This window comes from Methylorubrum pseudosasae (genome assembly GCF_029504475.1).
Lineage (GTDB): Bacteria > Pseudomonadota > Alphaproteobacteria > Rhizobiales > Beijerinckiaceae > Methylobacterium > Methylobacterium extorquens.
Window position 1 is genome coordinate 4,174,902 of record NZ_JAQGDU010000002.1, and the last position, 22,790, is coordinate 4,197,691.

General features: G+C 69.9%; 17 protein-coding genes and 1 pseudogene. 9 read left to right on the plus strand and 9 right to left on the minus strand.

All coding sequences use genetic code 11. The annotated features are described in order from the left end of the window. Positions 1–27: 27 nt before the first annotated feature. Entirely contained in the window at positions 28–1,335 is a 1,308-nt protein-coding gene (locus M2437_RS20710; protein ID WP_253388554.1) for a capsule polysaccharide biogenesis protein, read from the minus strand. A 362-nt stretch (positions 1,336–1,697) separates the two neighbouring features. Here M2437_RS20710 and M2437_RS20715 point away from each other — a divergent pair, with 362 nt between their 5' ends. The 4 genes from M2437_RS20715 to M2437_RS20730 all read left to right on the plus strand — a co-directional run bounded on the left by M2437_RS20715 (position 1,698) and on the right by M2437_RS20730 (position 7,936). Beyond that, positions 1,698–3,647, plus strand: a complete 1,950-nt coding sequence (locus tag M2437_RS20715; RefSeq protein WP_253388555.1) for a capsular polysaccharide export protein, LipB/KpsS family — start codon at positions 1,698–1,700, stop codon at positions 3,645–3,647. A gap of 6 nt (positions 3,648–3,653) precedes the next feature. Then, positions 3,654–5,123, plus strand: a complete 1,470-nt coding sequence (locus M2437_RS20720) for an LTA synthase family protein (RefSeq protein ID WP_253388556.1) — start codon at positions 3,654–3,656, stop codon at positions 5,121–5,123. Between the two features lie 197 nt (positions 5,124–5,320). Then, positions 5,321–6,493: a polysaccharide biosynthesis/export family protein gene (locus M2437_RS20725; protein WP_253388557.1), complete on the plus strand. Its 1,173-nt coding sequence runs from the start codon at positions 5,321–5,323 to the stop codon at positions 6,491–6,493. Positions 6,494–6,811: 318 nt separating this feature from the next. Continuing rightward, the gene (locus tag M2437_RS20730; RefSeq protein ID WP_253388558.1) at positions 6,812–7,936 is read left to right on the plus strand and encodes a branched-chain amino acid ABC transporter substrate-binding protein; all 1,125 of its coding nucleotides are present in this window, start codon (positions 6,812–6,814) and stop codon (positions 7,934–7,936) included. A 23-nt stretch (positions 7,937–7,959) separates the two neighbouring features. Here M2437_RS20730 and M2437_RS20735 read toward each other — a convergent pair whose 3' ends face one another. Further along, positions 7,960–8,535, minus strand: coding sequence for a tyrosine phosphatase family protein (locus M2437_RS20735; protein ID WP_253388559.1), 576 nt, complete (start codon positions 8,533–8,535; stop codon positions 7,960–7,962). A gap of 134 nt (positions 8,536–8,669) precedes the next feature. Between M2437_RS20735 and M2437_RS20740 the strand changes: the two genes are divergently transcribed. Both M2437_RS20740 and M2437_RS20745 read left to right on the plus strand, forming a co-directional pair. Then, positions 8,670–9,791 (plus strand): TRAP transporter substrate-binding protein, encoded by a 1,122-nt coding sequence (locus M2437_RS20740; RefSeq protein WP_253388560.1) that lies wholly within the window; start codon positions 8,670–8,672, stop codon positions 9,789–9,791. 627 nt (positions 9,792–10,418) lie between these two features. Then, complete coding sequence (locus M2437_RS20745) at positions 10,419–11,822, plus strand: deoxyribodipyrimidine photo-lyase (RefSeq protein WP_253388561.1); 1,404 nt, start codon at positions 10,419–10,421, stop codon at positions 11,820–11,822. A gap of 4 nt (positions 11,823–11,826) precedes the next feature. Here the strand turns inward: M2437_RS20745 and mtgA are convergent, their stop codons facing one another. After that, the gene (gene mtgA / locus M2437_RS20750; protein ID WP_015822895.1) at positions 11,827–12,612 is read right to left on the minus strand and encodes a monofunctional biosynthetic peptidoglycan transglycosylase; all 786 of its coding nucleotides are present in this window, start codon (positions 12,610–12,612) and stop codon (positions 11,827–11,829) included. Between the two features lie 36 nt (positions 12,613–12,648). Here mtgA and M2437_RS20755 point away from each other — a divergent pair, with 36 nt between their 5' ends. Continuing rightward, on the plus strand, positions 12,649–13,611 hold the full coding sequence (locus tag M2437_RS20755; RefSeq protein ID WP_003597325.1) for a polyprenyl synthetase family protein: 963 nt from the start codon (positions 12,649–12,651) through the stop codon (positions 13,609–13,611). 177 nt (positions 13,612–13,788) lie between these two features. On the opposite strand, the gene M2437_RS20760 is transcribed toward M2437_RS20755, so the two are convergent. The 4 genes from M2437_RS20760 to M2437_RS20775 all read right to left on the minus strand — a co-directional run bounded on the left by M2437_RS20760 (position 13,789) and on the right by M2437_RS20775 (position 17,704). After that, the gene (locus M2437_RS20760) at positions 13,789–14,220 is read right to left on the minus strand and encodes a thiol-disulfide oxidoreductase DCC family protein (RefSeq protein WP_253388562.1); all 432 of its coding nucleotides are present in this window, start codon (positions 14,218–14,220) and stop codon (positions 13,789–13,791) included. Between the two features lie 20 nt (positions 14,221–14,240). Further along, on the minus strand, positions 14,241–15,929 hold the full coding sequence (locus tag M2437_RS20765) for a thiamine pyrophosphate-binding protein (protein WP_253388563.1): 1,689 nt from the start codon (positions 15,927–15,929) through the stop codon (positions 14,241–14,243). 159 nt (positions 15,930–16,088) lie between these two features. Then, entirely contained in the window at positions 16,089–17,075 is a 987-nt protein-coding gene (locus M2437_RS20770) for a hypothetical protein (protein ID WP_499007007.1), read from the minus strand. Then, entirely contained in the window at positions 17,072–17,704 is a 633-nt protein-coding gene (locus M2437_RS20775; protein ID WP_499007008.1) for a hypothetical protein, read from the minus strand. Before M2437_RS20775 ends, M2437_RS20770 begins: the two co-directional genes overlap by 4 nt. Positions 17,705–17,869: 165 nt before the next feature. Between M2437_RS20775 and M2437_RS20780 the strand changes: the two genes are divergently transcribed. Both M2437_RS20780 and leuB read left to right on the plus strand, forming a co-directional pair. Continuing rightward, on the plus strand, positions 17,870–18,187 hold the full coding sequence (locus M2437_RS20780; protein ID WP_003603725.1) for a hypothetical protein: 318 nt from the start codon (positions 17,870–17,872) through the stop codon (positions 18,185–18,187). Between the two features lie 107 nt (positions 18,188–18,294). Beyond that, positions 18,295–19,404: a 3-isopropylmalate dehydrogenase gene (gene leuB, locus M2437_RS20785; RefSeq protein ID WP_253388565.1), complete on the plus strand. Its 1,110-nt coding sequence runs from the start codon at positions 18,295–18,297 to the stop codon at positions 19,402–19,404. 112 nt (positions 19,405–19,516) lie between these two features. On the opposite strand, the pseudogene zwf reads toward leuB, so the two are convergent. Together zwf and M2437_RS20795 are read right to left on the minus strand one after the other, a co-directional pair. Further along, a pseudogene (zwf, locus tag M2437_RS20790) lies at positions 19,517–21,026 on the minus strand (glucose-6-phosphate dehydrogenase). Positions 21,027–21,126: 100 nt separating this feature from the next. Then, entirely contained in the window at positions 21,127–22,629 is a 1,503-nt protein-coding gene (locus tag M2437_RS20795) for an efflux transporter outer membrane subunit (protein WP_253388567.1), read from the minus strand. Between the last annotated feature and the right edge of the window lie 161 nt (positions 22,630–22,790).

The following is a 22,790-nucleotide window of genomic DNA, read 5'->3' on the forward strand; positions in this document are numbered from 1 at the left end:
GGTCGTGACCGTGTCGAAGGCCGGCGGTCAATAGGCGGGGGAGAGGTTTCCGTCGCGGCCGGCCTGCTCCAGCGTGTCGCGGGCGGCAGCCAATGCGGCAGGCGGTAGTGCCGCCTCGAGACGCGGCACGGCGCCGGCCACCGCCCGCTCGATCGCCGAGCGGGAGAAGTAGCCGCCGTTGATCTGGGTGCGGTGCATGACGACCCGGAAGAAATCCTGCATCAGAGCCGCGTCGGGTGCCTGCGGGGCACCCCAGAACGTGTCGATGTCGCCCTGATGGGTCAGGCCCGGCATGTTGTAGACCGCCGAGCCGAAGGCCAGCGTCGGCCGTCCGCGCTCGAGGGCGAGCATCCCAACGGTGGAGTTCACCAGCACGACGCCGCGGCTGCCGTCGATGAGCTTGGGCAGGTCGCCACCGTCGATGAAGTCGAGCCGGTCGTTGCAGCCGTGGCGCTTGGCCGATTGGCGGGCGCGCTTGCGCCAGTTCATGATGCCGCTGTCGAGCGGGTGCAGCTTCACCAGCAGCCGCGTCGGCGCCCGCGAATGCTTGGCGAAGGAGGCGATCACCCGGTCCATGAAGCCCTCGACGCCGAGGAACGGCGAGTGGACGCGGATCTGGTAGTCGCTGTCGAGCTGGAGCGGCAGCAGGAAGTAATCGGCGTTGATCGCGTGGTAGATCTCGTTCACCCGCGCCGCCTCGCGGCGGGTGCGGCGGCGGCGCACGAACTTCCGGATCCAGCCGGCATATTCGGCGGCGATGTGGTTCGGCCGGTGGGTGCGGAAACCCGGATAGAGGTACGGAAAGCCGATATTGGCGATGTTGAAGCTGATATCCCACAGGCTGCGCCGGCCCATATCTCCGGTGAGCGGCATGGCCCGTCCGGGCTGCGGCAGCTTGCGCGCCAGTTCCCGGATCTCCTCCGCCCGCTTCGGCAGGGTCGAGTTGCCGTTGACCCCGCCGGCCTCGCACGTGATCCAGTAGGGCCGGATGTAGCCCTCCTCGAACACGTGGATGCGCACGCCCATCGGCTTGGCGACGAGCACCGCCGCCTGATGGTAGGGCCGGCAATCGCCGAACAGCACGATGTCGGTGACGGCATGCGTGCGGATATAGGCTTCGAGATAGGCGTCCCAGCCGTCGCGCTTGCCGCGGTAGTGGTCGGCGGGAAAGGGCCAGAACAACCAGTCGCCGGCCGAGAAATTGATGCGGCGAACCCCGTGGCCGCGCTCGCGCAGGGCGCTGCCGAGGACCGAGAAGAACGGGGAGGCGATCCCCTGCAGGAACAGGAAGGTGGCGGCGCGGGGGCCTATGGCATGGGCACGAGGCTGCGTCATTCCCAGGCGCTCTATCCCTAGTCGTGAAGCGGTGTGCGTTGCGTCATCTGGCCGAACGCCTCTCACGATAGTCCCACGAACGACAACCGCTGCGCGAGGCGACCGGGAGAATTTGCAGCCTCCGTTGCCGATCGATCACGCCACGACTGTGACGATCGGTCGAGGCACGTCTCGCGCCAGATTGCGGCTCCGTTGTGTCCGGTGCCAATCCATCCCCGGAAAAGTGCGTTCTGCACAGCCGTGGCCGAAGCGCGCCGTACCGCCGGTGTCGGCGCATAGGAAGTCGCAGCCCATGCTCGGACCGGCCTGGGCCCAGGACGAGGCTTGGGCTATGGAGCAGGCCCCGCCATGATCGACCGGCCATGACCGACCTGCGCCCCATCGAGCCGCAAGGCGATACCGGGCTGCCCCGCACCTACCTGCCGCTCGGCCGGACGGTCCGGCTTCTGCGCGCGCAGATCGAGGCGGCAACGGGCGCATCGCTGACCTTCCGCTCCCCCGGCCCGCCGGCCCTGTGGTCCGCGACGGCAGCGGACGGCAAGGCGGTTCTGCGGGTTGCGCCGGGTCCGCTCCTCAGCCCCTACGATTCGCCGGAGGCCGGCCTTTCGAGCCTTCGCCTCAGCTATGCCGGCCGGCCCCTCGGAGGCGAGCCCCCCTCCCCGGATTTCGGCGACCTTCTGCGCGCACGCGGCCTCGCCGGCTTCAACCGGTTCGCCCGCTCGCTTCCGGATCGAGCGGCCGATCTCTTCTCAGGGCAGACTCGGCCCAGCCTCGCCCTGATCGATCCGCAAACCGCCGCGTCGGGCGCGGCCCTGCGAGGCTTCCTGACGCGGCTTCTCGCCGAGAATCCGGGGACGCACTTCGTTGCCGCCGGCCCCGACGGATGCCCGCGTGATGGCGCGCCCACCAATCCGCGGCTCACCGTGATCGCGGACCCGGCCGATCCGTGGCTGCTGTTTCCGCTTGCGGCGCGCATCCACGTGGCGCGATGGGACGCGGCCTGCGAGCCGGCACTGGCCGGCTTCGAGACCCATTGCCCCGATCCTGCGGCGGGTCCGCGCCCGGCGGATGCGGCGGCGTTCCTGGCGCTCCGTTACGGCATCGGCGTGCACGGCTTCGATCCGTGGACGCGCCGGCCGATCCCGCTCGCGGACGCGGTAGAGCGCGTGGCGTGGCTGCGCGACCGCTTCCTCGGCAACGACCGCCGCGTCGTCCTCGTCGGCGTGTCCGGCTGGAAGCGCGCCGCGCTCGATGTCTTCTCTACCGGGCCGGCGGGACCACCGCTCCACACCATGATTGCGGACGAGGCGGTGGCGCTCGCTCGCGCGCAGGGCGGCCGGGTCCAGGCCTGGGCGACCCGCTGCCCGGAGCAGCTCCCGCGCCTCTGTGCGGAGGCCGGCTTGCCCTTCACGCGGATCGAGGACGGCTTCCTGCGCTCGGTCGGGCTCGGCGCCAGCCTGGAGCCGGGCGCCTCCATCGTCGTCGACGATCTCGGCATCTACTACGACCCGCGGGTGGAGAGCCGGTTGGCCCGCACGCTGAAGGAAGCCGAGTTCCCACCTGGGCTGACCGCCCGCGCCGCTGCCTTGCGCGAATCGATCGTGGCGCGGCGCCTGAGCAAGTACAATGTCGGCCTCGAAGGCGTCGGCGAGGACTGGCCCGCGGACCGGCGGATCGTGCTGGTGCCGGGCCAGGTCGAAGACGATGCCTCGGTGCTGACCGGTTCGCCGCAGGTGCGCGGCAACCTCGCGCTGCTGCGGGCTGCCCGCGCCCGCAACCCGGACGCCTTCCTGCTCTACAAGCCTCATCCCGACGTCGAGGCCGGGTTCCGGCCCGGCGCGATCCCGGAGGAGGAGGTGCGGCGGCTCGCCGACCGTGTCGTCGGCGGTCTCTCTATTGTCGACCTGCTCGACCGCTGCCACCATGTCGAGACCATGACCTCGCTGGCAGGCTTCGAGGCGCTGATCCGGGGGCTGAGCGTCGCCGTCCACGGCCGCCCCTTTTATGCCGGCTGGGGGCTGACCGAGGATCTGGCACCGGGGGCCGACCGCGGTCGCACGCTGTCCCTCGACGCCCTGGTGGCGGGTGCGCTGATCCTCTACCCGCTCTATCTCGATCCGGTGGCGATGAAGCCATGCACGCCCGAGCAACTGCTCGACCGGCTCAGCGAGGCCCGGGCCGCCGCGCCGCCCTCGCGTCTCGCCCTCGGCGCGGTCCGTCACGCGACGATGCGGCTGCGCTACGCCCTGATCAATCCGATCATCCGCCGCCTGCGCGCCCGCCGCGGCGTGCGCAGTGAATCCGGCCGCTGAGACAGCATGAGCCTCGCGACCTATTTCGTGCCCCTCGCGGTCGCGCTGACCGGTGCCTTCGCCATTGAGGCGGCGGCCTCGCCGCAGCGCCCGAGCCTCCGACCGGGCGATCTGGCGATCCGGGCCACCGGCTACGCGCTGATCACGCTGTTCTGGTTCCAGTTCTCGTGGCGCCCCTGGCTCGCGGCCTCCTCCTGCCTGCTGACGCTCGCCATCCTCTCGGTGGTGGACCGGCTGAAGCGCCGGGTGATCGGTGAGCCGGTGGTGTTCAGCGACCTCGCGCTGCTCGCGCAGGTGCCGCGCCACCCGCAGCTCTACTACACCCTGCCACTCACGGACCTCAGGATCGCCGGGCCGCTGCTGCTCGCTGTCTCTGCCGTTGTCGCTTGGTACGTCCTGGAACCCGCCGCATTGCCGAGCGGGATGGGCGCATCCCTCCTCGCGATCCTCGGCCTTCCGGCGGCGCTCGCGGCTCTCGCGCTCACAGGCCTGACGCCGCTCGGGCAGCGGGCCCTGCGCCACATCTTCCCGCGCCCGGACCTCGCTCGCGACGTTGCCCGCTACGGGCTCGTCGCGACGATGATGGGCTACGCGCTGCGCCGCCTCGGAGAGGACGATGCGCGGCCGGTGCCGGCGCGCGGTGAAGGCAGCCCCGACGACGAGGTCGTCGTCGTGGTCCAGCTCGAATCCTTCCTCGATCCCGCCCGCCTCGGCGTTCCGGATCTCCCGGCGATGGCGCGGATCCGGGCGCAGGCGGCGCAGTACGGCCGCCTCGCGGTTCCCGCGCATGGCGCCTACACCATGCGCTCCGAGCACGCCGTCCTCACCGGCCTCGACCCGGGAAGCCTCGGCTTCGGCCGCTACGACCCCTATCTCGCGCGCAAGGGCGAGGAGCCGACCAGCCTCGCCCGGCTCGCCAGTGCCGCCGGGTTCGAGACGGTGTTCGTGCACCCCTTTCACCGCGACTTCTTCAACCGGGCTCGGGTGTTTCAGCACCTCGGCTTCGAGCGCCTCGTCATGGAAGAGGATTTCGCCGGCGCGCCTCGGATCGGCCCCTATATCGGCGACGTCGCCGTCGCCGAGCGCATTCTGGCGGAGGTGGCAAAGGGCCGGGGGAGCGCAAAAGGCCGCACGTTCGTGTTCTCCGTCACGATGGAGAATCACGGGCCCTGGAAGCCGGGTCGGCTCACCGGCATCGACGAGCCGCTGGCGCAGTACCTCCACCACGTCGCTCATACCGGCCAAGCGATCGAGCGGTTGATCGACGGGCTCGCCGGCCGACGGGCGACGCTCTGCGTGTTCGGCGATCATGCGCCCTCGCTGCCCGACCTCCGTCCGCCGGAATCCGGCCCGATGGCGACGGATTACGCGCTGTTCCGTTTCGGCCGGGACGGCGGCCCGCCCCCCGCCCGGATCGATCTCACCGCAGCACAGCTCGGCTGTGTCCTGCGGGACGCCGTCACCCCGAAACGTTGAGGATTTGGGGGATAAGCGTAGCCGTGCCACGGTGGTGACGCATTGCTGCGTGAGCCCTCGCCGGCCGTCGGCGCATCGTACGCGTCAATCAAGCATCAGGCCGGGGCCCGTATTCAATGGATCGCAGTGACTGCGTGACGATCGGAAAAGGGACGAACGTGGCTCTGCGCCCCGCCTCGACCCGGATGGAGTCTCCGATGAAGTGCGCTGCGGCCCTGGCAATCCTTGCCGCCGCCCTCGCCCTGCCGGGATGTTCGGTCCTGCCGGCCGCGGGTCCGACGACTTCGGCGATCGAGAGCGGCGCCGACGTCGCCACCGCCGAAGGTCTGTTCGCCCGCTACGAAATCATCGACATCACCCCCGCCCTCGTCGAGGCCCTGCGCACCCGCCCCCTCGACAGCCTCCTCGTCACCTTTGGCGACCATCGCCCCTCGGTCGAGCCGGTGATCGGCGTCGGCGACTCGGTGGCGGTTCAGGTCTGGGAGGCCGGTGCCGGCGGCCTGTTCTCCGGCCCGCTCGTCTCCGACCGCTTCTCGGCCGGCTCGAAGTCCGCCACGATCCCCGAGCAGGTGGTCGGGCCAGACGGCGGCATCACCGTTCCCTATGCCGGTCGCATCAAGGTCGTCGGACGCCGTACTCAGGACGTCCAGGCGCTGATCGAGACCGAACTCGCCGGCAAGGCGATCCAGCCGCAGGTGCTCGTCTCCGTCACCAAGCCGGTCTCGCAATCCGTCACCGTCTCCGGCGAGGCGGCGATGGGCAAGCGCGTGCCGCTGTCGGGTCGCGGCGACCGCCTGCTCGACGTCATCGCCCAGGCCGGCGGCGTGCGCACCCCGGTGGCCGAGACCTTCGTGCGGCTGTCGCGCGGCAACCGCACCGTCACCGTGCCGATGACGACCGTCGTTTCGAACCCGCGCGAGAACATCTTCGTGCGTCCCGACGACACGCTGACCTTGGTGCGTGACCCGCAGACCTTCCTGGCCGTGGGTGCGCTCGGCAACACCACCGAGGTGCCGTTCACGGCGGACGGGTTGACGCTGTCGCAGGCACTGGCACGCGCCTCCGGCCTGCGCGAGTTCCAGGCCGATCCGGCGGGCGTGTTCATCTTCCGCTACGAGCCGGCGGCGGTGGTGCGGCGGCTGCGGCCGAACTCGCCGCTGCTGGCCTCAGGGCAGGTGCCGGTGGTGTACCGGGTGAACCTGCGCGACGCGCAAGGCATGTTCCTGACCCAGAGCTTCCGCATGCGGAACCGCGACCTCGTCTACGTGTCGAGTTCGCCGTTCGCGGAACTCGGCAAGGTGCTGAGCGTGTTCTCGACCGTGGCCTCGCCCATCGCCGCCGGCGCCTCGATCTACACCGTCACGCGGTAGAGCATCGTCCCGAACCGTGGCCATCGGCTTTCGCAAAAAGACGATGCAAGAACGAAAGCCTAGCGCATCGTCCAGGTGGGGTGTGGGTACGGATGGACCGTACACGCCCCCTCCCCCGCGAAAGTCCGCCCCGTTTCGTCGAGATCGCGACTTGCCAAAGGCCCGGCCCGCGTCATTCCATGCAGCGAAGGTGATGTCGGATGCGCGCCCGTGCCGGTCCCGAAACGGGAGCCGATACAGGACGGCCGTCCTGACAGACCACAACGGTCCGGACCGGCAGACCTTGGCAAAGGGGCAGCGGGCTGGGAAAGAGGCGCCATGACGGTCCGACGCCCCCTCGCCCTCGGTTCGGCCTCGCTCGCGCTGCTGGCCGGGCTCCTGCTCTCGACCGTGCCGGCCATGGCGGAGGTCAAGGTCGGCGTCGCGGTGCCGCGCACCGGCCCCTACGTCAGCGTCGGCGCGCAGGTGCTGCGCGGCGTCGAGGCGGCGGCGCGGGACGCCAACGCGAAGGGCGGCATCAACGGCGAGCCCATCGTGCTCGACGTGCAGGACGATTCCTGCGATTCGAATCAGGCCGTGGCGGTGGCCAACCACTACGTGAACACGGGCGTGCGGCTCGTCGTCGGCCATGTCTGCTCGAATGCGTCGCTCGCGGCCTCCGATGTCTACGCCGCCAACGGAATCGTGATGATCACCGCGGCCTCGGTCGCCGCCAAGCTGACCGACCGCGGTTTACCGACGATCTTCCGGGTCTGCGGCCGGGACGACGACCAGGCCAAGCTCTCGGCCGCGATCCTCGCCGAGCGGTTCCGCGACCGGCGGATCGCCATCCTCAACGACCTCTCGCCGGCCTCGCGCACCCTCGCGGCGGCGACCAAGGACAACCTCAACCGTATCGGCGTCAACGAAGCGATGGCGGCGGCCTTCCAGCCGAGCGATGCCGACGACGTGGCCCTCGCCGACCGGTTGAAGGCGGCGAATATCGACGTGGTCTATTACGGCGGCGACGCGCAGGAGATGGGCCGGCTGGTCCGCATCGCGGCCGAACGGGGCTTTCGCCCGCAATGGTTCGGCACCTCAGCCATCGCCACGCCGGATTTTGCCAAGATCGCCGGCCCTGCCAGCAACGGCGTGCTGATGACCTTCTATCTCGATCCGAGCCGCAAGCCGGAGGCGCAGGGTGTGGTGGCCGAGTTCAAGGCGCAGGGCGTCGAGGCGGACGGCTCGATGATCTACGGCTATGCCGCGCTCCAGGCTCTGGTGGAGGCCGGCAACTTCGCCCACAGCACGGAACCCGCGGCGATCGCCAAGGCCCTGCACGGCGAGCGCTTCGATCTGGTGCTCGGCCCCGTCGGCTTCGACTCCAAGGGCGACATCACCGCCCAGGGCTACGTGCTCTACGTCTGGCGCGACGGCAACTTCACGCCGGCCAAATCGAACTGAGCAAATCGAACTGAGGCGGAACATCAGTCCCGCAGGGCCGCATCCACCTCGGCGCCGCGGCCGAGGTTGCGCATCACCCCATCGAGATGCGGGCGCTTGCGCAGTTGCAGCGCGTGCAAGCGGCGCACGGCCTCGCTGAGGCTGCCCTGCCGCCCGAGCATCTCGTCGGCAAACGCGATCATGCGCGCGTTCGGCCACGCCTTCTCCCGCTGGGCGTGGAGACGGGCGATGAGGTCCTGCGCCGGCGTGTCGGGCTCGGCCTCGGCGAACAGGGTCGCGAGCGCCGCGGTCGAGCGCGAGATGCCGACATGGCAGTGGACGAGAATATGGATCTCGCCGCCATCGGCGATGGCGTCGCGGCCGAAGGCCAGGATCTTCTCGACGTCCTCGCGCTCCGGCAGGACGACGCCCGGCGCCGGCTCGATGGCGTCGTGGAAGCGCAGGATGGTGCGCCGGTGGGTGCCGTAGGCGCCGAACGCCTCGGGGTCCGCCCGATCGGGATCGAGGATCGACAGGACGTGGCTGACGCCGCGGGTCTGATGCTCGACGAGTTCGTCGAGGCCGCAGACGATGTGGAGGTGGAGCTTTTCGGTGTTCACGCCGAGCCTGCTATCACGCCGCGCCGCGCGAGGCGACGGGGCCTGACCCGGTTTCCGGATGGCCGGCTTCACGTGTATGGCAACGGTCTGCCCACGGAAGGGCGGCCGAGCGATCGGGACGAGCCAGGAGATCCATGGAAAAGTCCGTGCCAAAGTCCGTGCAACGCCGCGCCCTGTTGACCGCCGGCCTCGGTGCCGGATTGAGCGCCGCCGGATCGCTGGCGAGCCCGGCCCAGGCTCAGCAACCGACGCCGGAGCTGCGCTGGCGCCTGACCTCGGGCTATGCGCGCAACCTCGACATCCTGTTCGGTGCCTCCGAGAGCCTCGCCAAAGCGGTAGCCGAGGCGACCGACGGGCGCTTCCAGATCCAGGTCTCGGCCGCGGGCGAGTCGATCCCCGCCGATGGGCTGCTCGACGCGGTCGGAGGCGGCAAGACCGAGATGGGCCACGCACCGGCCAGCTTCGGCATGGCGAAGAACGCTGCCTTTGCCCTCGCCACCGCGATGCCGTTCGGGCTCAACGCCCGCGGCCAGAACGCGTGGTGGCTCCAGGGCGGCGCGGCGGAGCTGTTCGCCGAGATCTTCGCCAAGAACGGATTGGTGGCGTTGCCCGGCGGTAATACTGGGGCGCAGATGGGCGGCTGGTTCCGCAAGGAGATCAAGACGGTCGGCGACCTCCAGGGGCTCAAGCTGCGCATTAGCGGGCTCGGCGCCACGGTGCTGGCCAAGCTCGGGGCGGCCGTGCAGGCGACGCCGGGGCCGGAGATCTACGCCGCGCTGGAGAGCAAGGCGCTCGATGCGGCTGAATGGATCGGCCCGCATGACGACGAGAAGCTCGGCCTCCAGAAGGTCGCGCCCATCTACCATTATCCCGGCTTCTGGGAGGGCGGCGCCTTCCTGCACTTCTGGATCAACGCCGACGCCTGGAAGGGCCTGCCCAAGACCTACCGCGCCATCCTGCAGGCGGCGGCCGCGCAGGTGAATGCCGATGTCCAGGCCCGCTACGACGCGCGCAACCCGCAGGCCCTGCGCCGGCTCGTCTCGGGCGGCGCGCAGCTCCGCCCGTTCCCGCAGGAGGTGATGGAGGCGGCCTTGAAGGCGTCGAACGAGGTCTATGCCGACCTCTCAGCCAAGAACCCGGACTTCAAGCGGATCTACGACGCAATGAAGACCTTTCGGAACGAGGAGTACCTCTGGTTCCAAGTGGCCGAGTACACCTACGACAACTTCATGATCCGCGCCCGCGCCCGCGGGTGATGGACCTGAACTCAAAGCGCATTCCGACGAAGTGGTCACCGGTTCGTCGAGAAAATGCGCGTCAAAACAAGGACCGAGAGGCGCCGGCCTGATGCAATCAGGCCGGATACGGCTCTAGAACAAAAAAAAGCCGCCCCTAAGGGCGGCCCGAAGTCTAGGGAGGAAACGCCCAAAGAGGGCAGCGGGAGGCAGACGCCGTCTGCGTTCCCGCAATGCACAAAATGATCTTCGCTCAGGATTTTGCAAGTCGCTTCGTCGGCAATGGTCGCGTTTGCGCGTGTGGAGGCACACGTCGGCCGAGGTCTGTCACTCAAATGCCGCAGACGATTTCGAGGCCCGGCCGCAATGAATCGCCGCGGCCTATGCAGTAAACGGGGCCGCGCGCATTGTTTTCGCACACGCCAGATCCCTGAACTGTTTAGCGATTTCTGATCCGCGCCGGGCTACGCTCGGAGGCGGGGGTGCGTCGGGCCCGAGCCCGATGCAACGTTCTCGGTCCTGATGCATTCCCTGCCCCGAACGGGACGTCCGACCCGCGGAATCAAGGCGGGGCCCGAATCGGCGCGACCGGCCGCCTCGGCGTAAACGGACCGAATAGAAGCTGCCGAGACGGGGCGTTTTCGAGCGATGGCGATCCAACCGGCCCGCATCCGGGTGCTGAACGACGTGAAGCCGCGCGAGGGCGCCGGTTACGTCCTGTACCTGATGCAGCAAGCCATGCGCGTCCCGTTCAATCCGGCGCTGGAACTCGCGATCGAGGAGGCCAACCGCCTCAAGCTCCCGCTCCTCGTCTGCTTCGGCTTGCTCGACGGCGCCAACGGCTTCCCCGAGGCCAATGCCCGGCACTATGCCTTCCTGCTGCAGGGGCTCGCCGATGCGGCCGCTGCCCTGGAAAAGCGCGGCATCGCCTTTCTCCTGCGCCGGGCAACGCCGGCTAAGGTCGCTATCGATCTCTCGGCAGACGCCGCGCTGCTGGTGCTCGACCGTGGCTACCTCGCGATCCAGAAACGCTGGTACGGCGAGATCGAACGGGAGGCGCAATGCCGGATCGTACAGATCGAGGGCGATGTGGTGGTGCCGCTCGAGACCGCCTCGACCAAGCACGAATACGCCGCGCGCACCCTGCGCCCGAAGCTCCGGAAGCTCTGGGACGACTATCTCGAACCCGTAGAGCCGCGCACGGTCGATCACCCGGCCGAAGGGCTGATCCAGCGGCTGAATCTGAAGGATGGGCTCGACGTCTCCGATCCGGAAAAGCTTCTCGCGAAGCTGACGCTCGACACCACGGTCGGCCCGGTGAAGCGCTTCCGCGGCGGCTACACCGAGGCCGCCGGCCATCTGAAGCGCTTCCTGGAGCACGCCTTCGCCGGCTACGGGGCCGGGCGCAACAAGCCGGAGGCCGGGGCGGCCTCGCATATGAGCCCCTACCTGCATTTCGGGCACATCTCGCCGGTCGAGATCGCGCTGGCGATCCGCGCCGCGAAGGACGCCGACGATGACGACCGCTCGGCTTATCTCGAGGAGCTGATCGTCCGGCGCGAACTGGCGATGAACCACGTCTTCCACACGCAGGGCTACGACGACTATGCCCGTGCCGTGCCCGACTGGGCCCACAAGACGCTCGCCGAGCACGCCGACGACCCGCGCCCGAAACTCTATTCCGAGGAGGAATTGGCGGAGGGGAAGACCCACGACCATTACTGGAACGTCGCCATGCGCGAGATGCGCGAGACCGGCTACATGCACAACCAGCTCCGCATGTACTGGGGCAAGAAGATCCTCGAATGGTCGCCCTCGCCGGAGGAGGCGTTCGCCCGGACGCTGCGGCTCAACAACCGCTACTTCCTCGACGGGCGCGACGCGAACTCCTTCACCAACGTCGCCTGGATCTTCGGTCTGCACGACCGCCCGTGGCAGACGCGCCAGATTTTCGGGAGCGTGCGCTATCAGAGCGAGAACTCGCTCCGAAAGTTCGACGCGAAGGGCTACGAGCGGGCGGTGACGCGGCTGTGTGAGGCGGAAGAAGGCTGATCCTTCAGCGTTTCAAACACCCCATCAGCCCATCGACCTGACCCATCCGGCTCTGGATGCGTCCCGCGATCGCCCGCACCCCGCGGGTCGGCTTGCCGGCGCTGCGCAGGATCGGGTTCGGCAGGACGGCGGCGAGCAGTGCGGCCTCGTTGCGGCTCAGGTCGCGCGCGCTCTTGCGGAACCAGTGGCGGGCGGCGGCCTCGGCTCCGAAGATGCCCTCCCCCCACTCGGCGACGTTGAGATAGATCTCCATCGTCCGGCGCTTGCCCCAGACCGCGTCGGCCATCACCGCGAGCGGGATCTCAAGCCCTTTGCGGATGTAGGAGCGGCCGGGCCAGAGGAAGACGTTCTTGACCGTCTGCATGGTGATGGTCGAGGCACCGCGGCTCGGGCCCTCCTCATCGTCCACCACGTCGCGCAGGGCGCCCCAATCGACGCCGTTATGCAGGCAGAAGCGCTGGTCCTCGGACGCCATCACCGCCTGGACCAGGGCCGGGGCGATCGCCTCCAGCTTGACGCTGTCGCGCTGCGCGCCCTGGAGCGTCAACCAACGGCCCAGCATCAGGGTTGAGGGCGGGGTCGCCACGCTATAGACGAGCGCGAGCGTGAGCGTGAAGGCAAGAATGGCAATGGGAGCGAGCGTGATCAGGGTGGCGGCGCGCCGCAGCCCGGTTCGACGCCTCGGGGCGGGGTTCCGCGGCGCGGGGGTCCTCGCGAGGGGCTTCGGCGAAGGAATCCTCCGCAGGTCGCGCCCGTGCCGTTCGGCTTCACTCTCCTCCGGCACCGCCACGTCGCGTCCGCCCCTCCCCGATCCAGGCCCCTTCCGATGACCTCAACGCAGGCTTCCCACCCCTCGGTCAAGGCGGACGCCTATACGGGTGACTTTACCCACAGGCTCGCTCAGGTCGCCGACACCGTCGAGACCTTCCTCGTCGATCTGCTCGGGCCGACGCTGCAGGCCGGCGAGATCGCCCGCCCGCCCCGGCTGATGGAGGCGATGCGCCACGCCGTGCTCGGCGGCGGCAAGCGGCTGCGGCCCTTCCTCGCCATCGAGACCGCGCGGATGCTCGGCGGGGCCGAGGATGCGGCGCTCGCGGCGGGTGCCGGCGTCGAACTCGTCCACTGCTACAGCCTCGTCCACGACGACCTGCCGGCCATGGACGACGACGACCTGCGCCGCGGCAAGCCCACCGTCCACAAGGCCTATGACGAGGCCACCGCGATCCTCGTCGGCGACGCGCTCCAGACGCTGGCCTTCGAGGTCACCGCCGATCCGCGCTGGCAGCCCGATCCGGCGATCCGGGCCGAACTGGTGCTCGGGCTCGCCCGCGCCTCCGGCCTCGGCGGCATGGTCGGCGGCCAGCTCCTCGACCTCTCGGCCGAGGGACGCTTCGGCCCGGCCACCATGGACATCGACGACACCCTGCGGATGCAGGCGATGAAGACCGGGGCGATTCTCGCCTTCTCCGTCGAGGCCGGCGCTCTCGTCGGCGGCGCGAACGCGGACGAGCGGGCGGCGCTGCTGCGCTACGGCAAGGCGCTCGGCCAAGCCTTCCAGGTCGCCGACGACATTCTGGACCGTGAGGCCTCGCCGGAAGCGATGGGCAAGGCGACCGGCAAGGACAAGGATGCCGGCAAGGCGACACTGGTCGATCGCCTCGGCCTCGACGGCGCGCGGGCCGAGTGCGACCGGCTGGTGGCTTTGTGCGAGGAAGCCGTCGCCCCCTGGGGCGACCGGGCGCAGGTGCTCAAGGACGCGGCCCGCTTCACCGTGGCCCGCAAGGCCTGATCTCCCATCACCAGCCCTCATCTTGAGGTGGCCGCGTCAGCGGCCCTCGAAGGACGCTCCAGATCCCGCGCGATCCGGGGACGATCCTTCGAGGCCGCCGCTCTGCGCCGGCACCTCAGGATGAGGCGATTGGATGGGATGACGCGCGGTGACGCCGCCTGATGCCAAGCGGGTCAATTAGTTCGACCGAGCCGGCGCGTCGGCCGCACGCACGCCGTGGAAGCGGTGCTGCTGGTCCGGCGGCACCCGGGCGCAATCCTCTCGACGGCCGAACACGCGGTAGCGGGTGCGCGCGACGAGGCTGTAGAGGCGGTCGCGCAGCGGCTTCGGAACGATTGCGAACACACCGCACCACCGCCACGGCGCCCTGAGATGCCGCACCACGGCGAGCGCGGCATCCGAGCGCGTCAGCGCCCGCCCATCCTGAACCAGCAGGAACGTGCCGTTGAGATCCGCTTCGGTGAAGCCGTGGCGGGCGGCGAGGTCGAACCCCTCGCGGGACCACGCGCCGATGAAGTGCAGGCTGTGGTCGCGCTCACGCGCCAGGACGAAGCGCAGCATCCCGGCGCAGAGCACGCAATCCGTGTCGAAGACGAGGGTCGGCGGCATCGGCCGGGGTGCCGAGGGCGTCACGCGGCGCTGACGACGACTTCGACGAGGTTCGGCGCGCCGGAACGGATGCCCGCCTCGACTGCACCGGCGATGTCCGCCGCCCGCTCGACCCGGCGGGAGGGCACGCCCATCGAGGCGGCGAGCGCCAGGAAGTCGATGCGCGGCTCGGTGAGGTCCATGGCGATGAAGCGGTTCGCCCGCACCGAGGCGTAGTGCGTCTGCGATTTCATGAACTGCTTCAGGATGTTGTACTCGGCGTTGTTGATGACGACGAAGGTCACCGGCAGCCCCTCATGCGCGGCGGTCCAGAGCGCCTGAGGCGAGTACATCGCCGCCCCGTCGCCGACGATGCAGACCACCGGCGCCCGGTCGAGCCCGAGCGAGAAGCCGACCGAGGCCGGCATGCCCCAGCCGAGCACGCCGCCGCGGATCGACGAGTATTGCCGCGTCCAGGTGCTGTGCAGGATCGTGCGCAGATGCCCGAGCGTTGCGGGTGCTTCGTCGATGATGGCGATGTCCGACCCCACGGCCCGGCCGATCTCGCGGGCGGCGACAAGGGGGTGGATCACCGGATCGGCGAAGGCGGCATCCGCCTTGGCCTCGAGCGCGGCCCGGCGCGCGTCGTAGGCCGCGACGGCTTCGCGCCTCAAGCGGGCATAGGTCTCGGCGTGCGGCGCGAGGCGCGCTTCCAAGAGCGGCAGCAGCACGTCGAGGGAGGCGCGCACGTTGCCCACCGTCGAGAGCTGGGTCGCGTAGGTGCGGCCGAGGTCGCGCGCATCCGCCGAGAGCTGGAACACCTGCGTGCCGGGGGGTACGGCCGAGCCCTCGGTGTAGAGCACGGTGATGAGCGACTTGCCGCCGAGCGCGAACACCGCGTCGTAGCGGCCGAGAATCTCGGCGATGCCGCTCGCCTTGGTCGGCAGGTTGCCCATCCAGAGCGGATGGGCGGTCGGGAACGGGATATGCGCCGGCCAGGACGAGCCGTAGACTGGCGCGGCCAGAAGGTCGGCGAGCCGCACCGCCTGGGTCGAGGCGTCGCTGGCATCGACCTCGTCGCCGGCGATCAGCGCGAGCCGCCCCGGCGCGATGCCCGCGAGATAGTCCGCGAGCCGGTCGAGCGAGCCCGCCACCGCGCGGTGGTCGATGGTCGAGGTTTCGCCGAGCGGCGCGGCGGTCATCGCCTCCATCACGTCCATCGGCAGCGACAGGAAGACCGGCCCAGACGGCGCCGCCGCAGAATCGTGGAAGGCGCGGCGCAGCAGCACCGGAAGCTGGTCGGCATGGGTCACCTCGCGCGCCCACTTCACCGTGGGCGCCGCGATGGTGGTCAGATCGCCGAACAGCAGCGGATCGGTGATGACGTGTCGCGAATCCTGCTGGCCGGCGGTGACGACGAGCGGCGTGCCGGAGATCTGGGCGTTGAGCAGGTTGCCCATGCCGTGGCCGAGGCCGCCCGCCGTGTGCAGGTTGAGGAAGCCCGGCCGGCGCGCACCCTGCGCGTAGCCGTCGGCCATGGCGACGGCGCTCGCCTCCTGAAGGGCGAGCACGTAGGCGATGTCGGGCGCGTCCGTCAGGGCGTCGATCAGTGGCAGCTCGGTCGTGCCCGGATTGCCGAAGATGTAGCGGACGCCCTCCGAGCGCAGCACCTCCAGCAGAACGTCGGCGCCGCGCCGCTCGGACAGGGAGTCGAGTGTCGTGACCGTCATGGCCTGCTCCTTCCGCACCTTCGAGCGCCGAACGCACCCCGCACCCGTGCCGGAACGATGTCCCGCCCGGTGACGGGCGTTCAAGGTCTCTCGAACATCGACGGCGGCGCGGGCGACATCCACCCCTCTGTCGAACGTCGGGCCGGAATCGTCACGCGATCACGGTGCGGCGCGCGGGCGAACCGTCCAGGTCGCCCAATAGACGGGCCGGCCGTAGAGCGAGGAGGCATCGCTGCCGTCGATCCGCGGGGCCCGGCGGTCGAGCCAGGTCAGGAAGCCGCCCTTGTCGGGGTAGATCGTCGGCGCGTCGAGGTTGCCGTAGCGGTCGGTCATCCAGCCGAAGCCGTCGCGGGTGAACCGTCCCAGCGCGTCACCGCCGGAGCGCAGTCCGAGATAGGCGGTGGAGTGGCCGGCCGCGACGGGCTCGGCATAGAGCGTCAGGGCGGTGAGGCTGCCGGGCGAAAGGTCGGCGGTGTAGTGCAGGCAGATATCGGCGACGGGCCCACCCGAGACGGTGACCGGCCGCGAGCAGGAATAGGCTACGGCCCAACGGTCCATGCCCCGCGCCTTGGCGACACGCATTTCGGTCTCGGCCGGCAGGCCCTCGATCAGCGTCACGGGCGCCGACCACGTGCGCTCCGCCAACGGGTCGCGGCTCGTGCGCAGGTAGAGCGCCATGCGCCGCCGGTTCCGCGGCGCATCGCAATCGGCAGGCAGCACGTCGGTGTAGAAGTAGTGGTAGACGCGATCAACCACGCTGATCGACCCGGTCAGGCCGCGCGCCTCGAAATCCGGCGCGGCGCAGTTGCCGACGATCGGCTTGCCGGTGTCGTCGAGCACCGGGGCGGGCTTCATCGCCGCCGGCCGTGCGCGCCCGCGCCGACGCCCCTGCCCCTGACCCTCGGCGGCGGGCGCTCCGAACGGCCGCCACTCGGTACCGGGATCGGCCTCGACGCGCAGATCGAGGCTCTGGAAATCGTAGGTGCGCGCCTGGACCAGAACCCGGCGACGCCCCTCGCCGGAGGGCTCCGTCGCGGTGGCGAGGATGGCGTAGTACGGGTCGCCCGCCCAATCGCGCCCCGCGACCATCATCGCGTTGCCGGACGGATCGTCTTCCGGCGCGGAGGCCTGGGCGCGGAAGGTCATCCTGTCCGCCTGCTTGTCCCCCTGCCTCGCCTCGCGCGCCGCGCCCGGCGGGCCTCCCGCCGCGCCTGACGGGTCGCCCGGCTACGGCGGCGCGGCTGTTCGGCCCGCGCCGAACCGTCGCCCTTGAGGCCTTCGCTCCAGAAGCGTGGATCAGTCGGCGGCAGCATCGTCGCCAGCGTCTCGATCTGCCGACCGATGCGCACGGCGCCGCCCGCCGCGGGATCGGTGGCCCGCAGGTCGGTCCGGCAGTTGTCCTCGCCGCGGCCACCGCTCGGCCGGCTCCCTTGGCGCGGCGGCTCGGCCCGGTAGATCACCTGAAGCGGGCCCGGCGGGCCGGTATCCTTGAGCCGCAGGATCTGCACGTCGTGGACGAAATGGCAGGGGGGCGGGACGGCGTAGACGCCCTCGGCCTCGTCGGCCGAGCGGCAGATCTCCAGGGCGCCGCCCCCGGTGAGATAGCAGGCACTGGCACCGCCACGCGGCGCGCCGGCCTGGGACGGCCCTGCCCACGCCGCGAGCAGGACAAGCGGGACTGCGATGATCCCCATCCCGCGTCGAGCGGGCCCGGCCTCGGGCGCAAGGGAGCCGCGTCCGGCGGCGATGGGGTCGGGAAGGCTCGGTTTGTGCACGGCGAAACCTTAGCCCTTCAGGCCCCGGCTCGGAAAGCGCTCCCGGCAAGCCTTCCCATCACGATCAGGTCGTTTTCGGCACGCGAGAACCGAACATGGTGAAAGGATTGGCTCACCAAGACGGATTACCGTAGGCCTCCGTTCGATAATGAGGGTATTCCATCGATGAGCAGCGGTCTCTCGGCACCGGCCGGTCTGTCGGAGGTCTCCCGCCTCGCGACGTTGCTGGCCGATCAGGCGCTCGATGCGCAGATCATGAGCCGGCCCATTCCCGACGATCAGGTCCAGGCCCTGCTGGACGCCGCCGTGCTCCTCGACGAGTACGGCCAGGAAATCCCGCCCCTGCTCGAGCAGATCGTGCACGAGATCGGCTCGTCCGCGCCCGAGCGCGCCGTGCGCCCTGCCAAGCGCCCGGAGGAGGACGAGGTCGGGCGCATGGCCTGGATGCTACGCCCGTTCCGCTCGGGTAAGCGCGCGGGTTGAGCCTGGGTTCGATCGCCGACGGAGCGAGCGACGGACTTGCAGGGGCCGAGCCGCGCCGATAGAGCGCGGGCGACGTGGCGCGTGCCATCAGCCCGGATTTCAGCCCCATGACCACCTACAAGCTTCTGCTCCTGCCCGGCGACGGCATCGGCCCCGAGGTGATGGCCGAGGTCGAGAAGGTGGTGGGCTGGCTCAAGCGCGCGGGCCTCGCCGATTTCGAAACCGAGCGCGACCTCGTCGGCGGCGCGGCCATCGACGTGCACGGCAAGCCGCTCGCCGACGAGACGCTGGCCCGCGCCGACGCGGCCGACGCGATCCTGCTCGGCGCGGTCGGCGGGCCGAAGTGGAACGGCGTGACCTACGACATCCGCCCCGAGGCGGGCCTGCTGCGCCTGCGCAAGGATCTTGGCCTGTTCGCCAACCTGCGCCCGGCGATCTGCTACCCGGCGCTGGCCGACGCCTCCGCCCTCAAGCGCGAGCTGGTCGAGGGCCTCGACATCATGATCGTGCGCGAGCTCACCGGCGGCGTCTATTTCGGCGAGCCGAAGGAGATCACCACGCTGGAGGACGGCTCGAAGCGGGCGGTCGATACGCAGGTCTACACCACCGCCGAGATCGAGCGGATCGCGCATGTGGCCTTCGATCTCGCCCGCAAGCGCTCCGGCCGGGTCGCCTCGGCCGAGAAGAACAACGTGATGAAGACCGGCGTCCTGTGGAAGGAGGTCGTCACACGGGTTCATGCCGAGCATTACAGCGAGGTCGAGCTGGAGCACGTGCTCGCCGACAATTGCGCCATGCAGCTCGTGCGGCGCCCCAAGCAGTTCGACGTGCTGGTGACCGACAACCTGTTCGGCGACGTCCTCTCGGATGTCGCGGCGATGCTCACCGGCTCGCTCGGCATGCTGCCCTCCGCCTCGCTGGGCGCAACCGACGCGCGCGGCACCCGAAAGGCGCTCTACGAGCCGGTCCACGGCTCGGCCCCCGACATCGCCGGCAAGGGCTTTGCGAACCCGATCGCGATGATCGGCTCGCTCGCCATGTGCCTGCGCTACTCCTTCGGCCTCGGCGAGGCCGCCGACCTCGTGGAGAGCGCGATCACCCGGGCGCTGGCCGCCGGCGCCCGCACCCGCGATATCGTCGGCGAGGGCCAGACCCCGATCAGCACCGGCGACATGGGCGACGCGATCCTGCGCGAGCTAGAAACGCAGGCGGGCTGAGGGCTCCGAATCCCGCCTCACCTCTCCGATCGCTCGACGTCGTGTCCCCCCTCTCCCCGCAAGCGGGGCGAGGGGTTGCACTGCCTAGTGAGCGTTCATCCGGAAGCCGCGGTCACTTCTCCTCCAGCGGCAGCCACGAGCGCCCGTCGCGGGCGAGCAGATCGTCCGCCTCCTTCGGGCCGGGACTGCCGGCCGGATAGAAGCAGACCGGCGCGTCCTTCCACGCCTTCAGCAGCGGATCGACGGCGGCCCAGCTCGCCTCGATGGTGTCGGCGCGCTGGAACAAGGTCGGGTCGCCCATCATGCAATCGTAGATCAGGCTTTCGTAGCCGACGGTGGGCGCCGGGTCGAAGAAGTCGCCGTAGCAGAAGCCCGTCTCGATCGCGGCGAGATGCATCTGCGGCCCCGGCCGCTTCACGTTGAAGCGCGTGGCCGAGCCGGGCGCCGGGTCGATGCGCAGGCGCATGACGTTCGGCGCGAGGTCGCCGCCATCCGCCCCGCGGAACAGCGTGAGCGGCGTCGGCTTGAAATGCACCGCGATCTCGGTGCGCCGTTCGGCCAAGCACTTGCCGGTGCGCAGGAAGAACGGCACGCCGGACCAGCGCTCGTTCTCGATCTCAAGCTTGAGGGCGACGTAGGTTTCGGTCCGTGAATCCTTGGCCACGTCCGGCTCGTCACGGTAGGCCGGGACATCCTTCCCGTCCTCGCGTCCCGCCGCGTACTGGCCGCGTACGGCATTCTCCGGCCTGACCGGGCGGATCGCCCCGACCAGCTTCGTCTTCTCGTCGCGCACGATCTCGGCGTCGAAGGCAGAGGGCGGCTCCATCGCCACCATGGTGAGAAGCTGGAACAGGTGGTTGGGCACCATGTCCCGCAGTGCGCCCGTCGGCTCGTAGAAGCGGCCGCGCTCCTCGACGCCGATCGTCTCGGCGGCGGTGATCTCGACATGGTCGACGTATTCGCGCCGCCAGATCGGCTCGAGCATCGCGTTGGCGAAGCGGATCGCCAGGATGCTCTGGACCGTCTCCTTCCCGAGGAAATGGTCGATCCGGTAGAACTGGCTCTCGTCGCCCTGCGCCAGGATGGTTTCGTTGAGCGCCTTGGCGGAGGCGAGGTCGGAGCCGAACGGCTTCTCGATGACGACGCGGCGGAACGCGTCGTCGGTCTGCTTCAGCAGGCCGGCCTTGCCGAGGCCCTCGACCACGGGGCCGAAAGAAGCGGGCGGAGACCGCGAGGTAGAACACGACGTTGCCGGTGAGGCGTCCGGCGAGATCCTTGAAGGTGGCTTCCTCGGAGAAATCACCCTGCATCACGTGCAGGCGCTCGCGGATGAAGTCCCAAGGGCGCGGGTCGATCCGCTCGGCGTGGAACTCGGCGGACGGGTCCTTGGTGAAGGACTCCATGGTCTGGGTGAGGTCGTCGCGCCAGCCATCGTCGGTCAGCGGGTTGTGATCGACACCGAGAACGGAAAAGCCGTCATCGAGCAGCCCGCCGCCCGCGAGATTGTAGAGGGCCGGCATCAGGAGGCGCTTGGTGAGGTCGCCGCCGGCACCGAAGATCACGAGGGTGCAGGCCGGGGTCTTCGGCGTGTCGGGCGTGTCGTGAACGCAGGCGTCGGGCATGGGCCATCCGGGGCTCTCGGCCGGCGAGGGGCCGACCGCTGGAATCCCGGTTCAACAGAGGCCGGCGGTTCCTGTTCCGGCCGAGCTGCCCTGCAGAACCCTACTCGTCGGTACGGACGGCCGAGCCGCCGTCGATCGGCAGACGCACGCCCTTCAGCTCCTCGCCGGTCGGCAGCGAGCGAGCGTCCCAGCCGCCGCCCAGCGACCGGATCAGCGCCACAGCGGTGGTGAAGCGGTTGAGGCGAATCTGGAGTGCGGTGACCTCGTTGTTGATGAGCAGCGCCTGCGCGGTGACGACGGTGGTGTAGTTCTGCGTGCCGGCCCGGTACTCGTTGAGGGTGATCTCGACCGCGCGCCGCGCCGAGGCCACCGCCTCGTCCTGCTTGGCCTGCTGCCGGGCGAGGATGCGCACGCCGGCCAGCCCGTTCTCGACCTCGCCGAAGGCGGTCAGCACCGTCTGCCGGTAATTGGCCACCGCCGCCTCGTAGGCGGCCCGGGCCGTTTGCAGCACCGCGGCGCGGGCGCCGCCGTCGAAGAACACCTGAGAGCCGTTCGCGGCAATCGACCAGACGCGGTTGGCGGCCGAGAACACGCCGTTGCTGGTCGCGCCGGAGAAGCCGCCCGAGGCCGAGAGCGTCACCGTCGGATAGAAGGCGGAGACCGCCACGCCGATCTGCTCGCTCTGCGCCTGCACCAGCCGCTCGGCCCCGGCGATGTCGGGGCGGCGTTCCAGGAGATCGGACGGGATGCCGACCGGCACCGAGGGCGGACGCACCGGCAGGGGCGCGAACGGCAGCTTGACCTCCGAGGGCGGGCGGCCGGTGAGAATCGCCACCGCGTGCTCGAAGGTCGCTCGCTGGAGATCGACGGCGATCAGCGAGGCCTGCGTCGTCTGGAGCTGCGTCTGCGCGGTGATGACGTCGGAGCGGGCGGCGACGCCCGCATTGTACTGATTCTCGGCGATGCTGAGGCTGCGCTTGAAGCCCTCGACATTCTCCTCCAGCACGCGCTTCAGCGAATCCTGATAGCGCAGTTGGAGGTAATTGGTCGCCAGTTCCGCCTGAAGGCTGAGACGCACCAGGGCGAGGTCGGAGGCCGAGGCCTGGGCGGAGGCGACATCGCTCTCGATCTGGCGGCGGATGCCGCCGAACAGGTCGAGTTCCCAGTTCGCCTGCCCCTGGAGCGAGACGGTCGTGCGCTCGGCGCCCAGCGCCCGCGACCGGGTGATGCCCGGAGCGCCGATCACCGTGGGGAACAGGGCGGCGCGCGCCTGCGCGACGAGGGCGCGGGCCTGATCGTAGACCGCGACCTGGGCGCGGAGATTCTGGTTATCGACGTCGATGGAGCGGATCAGCCGGTCGAGCGTCGGATCGTTGAAGGCCCGCCACCAGTCGCCGCGCTCGGCCGCATCGTTCGGCGACGCCGGGCGCCAGCCCTTCTGCGCCTGGACGTAGGCGAGGCTGTCCTCGCGCATCCCGCCCTGTTTGAAGCCAAGCGGCGTCTCGACGGAGGGGCGCGAGTAATCGGGGCCGACGAGGCAGCCGGAGGTGAGTGCCGCGACCGCGCAGACGGTGGCGAAGCGGAACAGGAGCCTCGACCTCAACCCTCTCCCCTCTGCGGGAGAGGGTGGCCCGCGAAGCGGGTCGGGTGAGGGGCAGCGCGACGTCCGGAAACGTGGCTCCCCTCTCCCGCCCTGCATCCGCAGGGCACCCTCCCCCGCGGAGGGGGGAGGGTTATGGCGCACGTCACCTGTCACGAAACAAC

Excerpts from the sequence above, each read along its gene's own strand:
- M2437_RS20760 (WP_253388562.1), bottom strand. The coding sequence starts at position 14,220 with ATGCCGCCGACCCTCGTCTTCGACACGGATTGCGTGCTCTGCGCCGGG.
- M2437_RS20770 (WP_499007007.1), bottom strand. The coding sequence starts at position 17,075 with ATGACCTTCCGCGCCCAGGCCTCCGCGCCGGAAGACGATCCGTCCGGC.
- M2437_RS20745 (WP_253388561.1), top strand. The coding sequence starts at position 10,419 with ATGGCGATCCAACCGGCCCGCATCCGGGTGCTGAACGACGTGAAGCCG.
- M2437_RS20765 (WP_253388563.1), bottom strand. The coding sequence starts at position 15,929 with ATGACGGTCACGACACTCGACTCCCTGTCCGAGCGGCGCGGCGCCGAC.
- leuB (WP_253388565.1), top strand. The coding sequence starts at position 18,295 with ATGACCACCTACAAGCTTCTGCTCCTGCCCGGCGACGGCATCGGCCCC.
- M2437_RS20715 (WP_253388555.1), top strand. The coding sequence starts at position 1,698 with ATGACCGACCTGCGCCCCATCGAGCCGCAAGGCGATACCGGGCTGCCC.
- M2437_RS20755 (WP_003597325.1), top strand. The coding sequence starts at position 12,649 with ATGACCTCAACGCAGGCTTCCCACCCCTCGGTCAAGGCGGACGCCTAT.
- M2437_RS20740 (WP_253388560.1), top strand. The coding sequence starts at position 8,670 with ATGGAAAAGTCCGTGCCAAAGTCCGTGCAACGCCGCGCCCTGTTGACC.
- M2437_RS20710 (WP_253388554.1), bottom strand. The coding sequence starts at position 1,335 with ATGACGCAGCCTCGTGCCCATGCCATAGGCCCCCGCGCCGCCACCTTC.
- M2437_RS20780 (WP_003603725.1), top strand. The coding sequence starts at position 17,870 with ATGAGCAGCGGTCTCTCGGCACCGGCCGGTCTGTCGGAGGTCTCCCGC.
- M2437_RS20730 (WP_253388558.1), top strand. The coding sequence starts at position 6,812 with ATGACGGTCCGACGCCCCCTCGCCCTCGGTTCGGCCTCGCTCGCGCTG.
- M2437_RS20725 (WP_253388557.1), top strand. The coding sequence starts at position 5,321 with ATGAAGTGCGCTGCGGCCCTGGCAATCCTTGCCGCCGCCCTCGCCCTG.
- M2437_RS20720 (WP_253388556.1), top strand. The coding sequence starts at position 3,654 with ATGAGCCTCGCGACCTATTTCGTGCCCCTCGCGGTCGCGCTGACCGGT.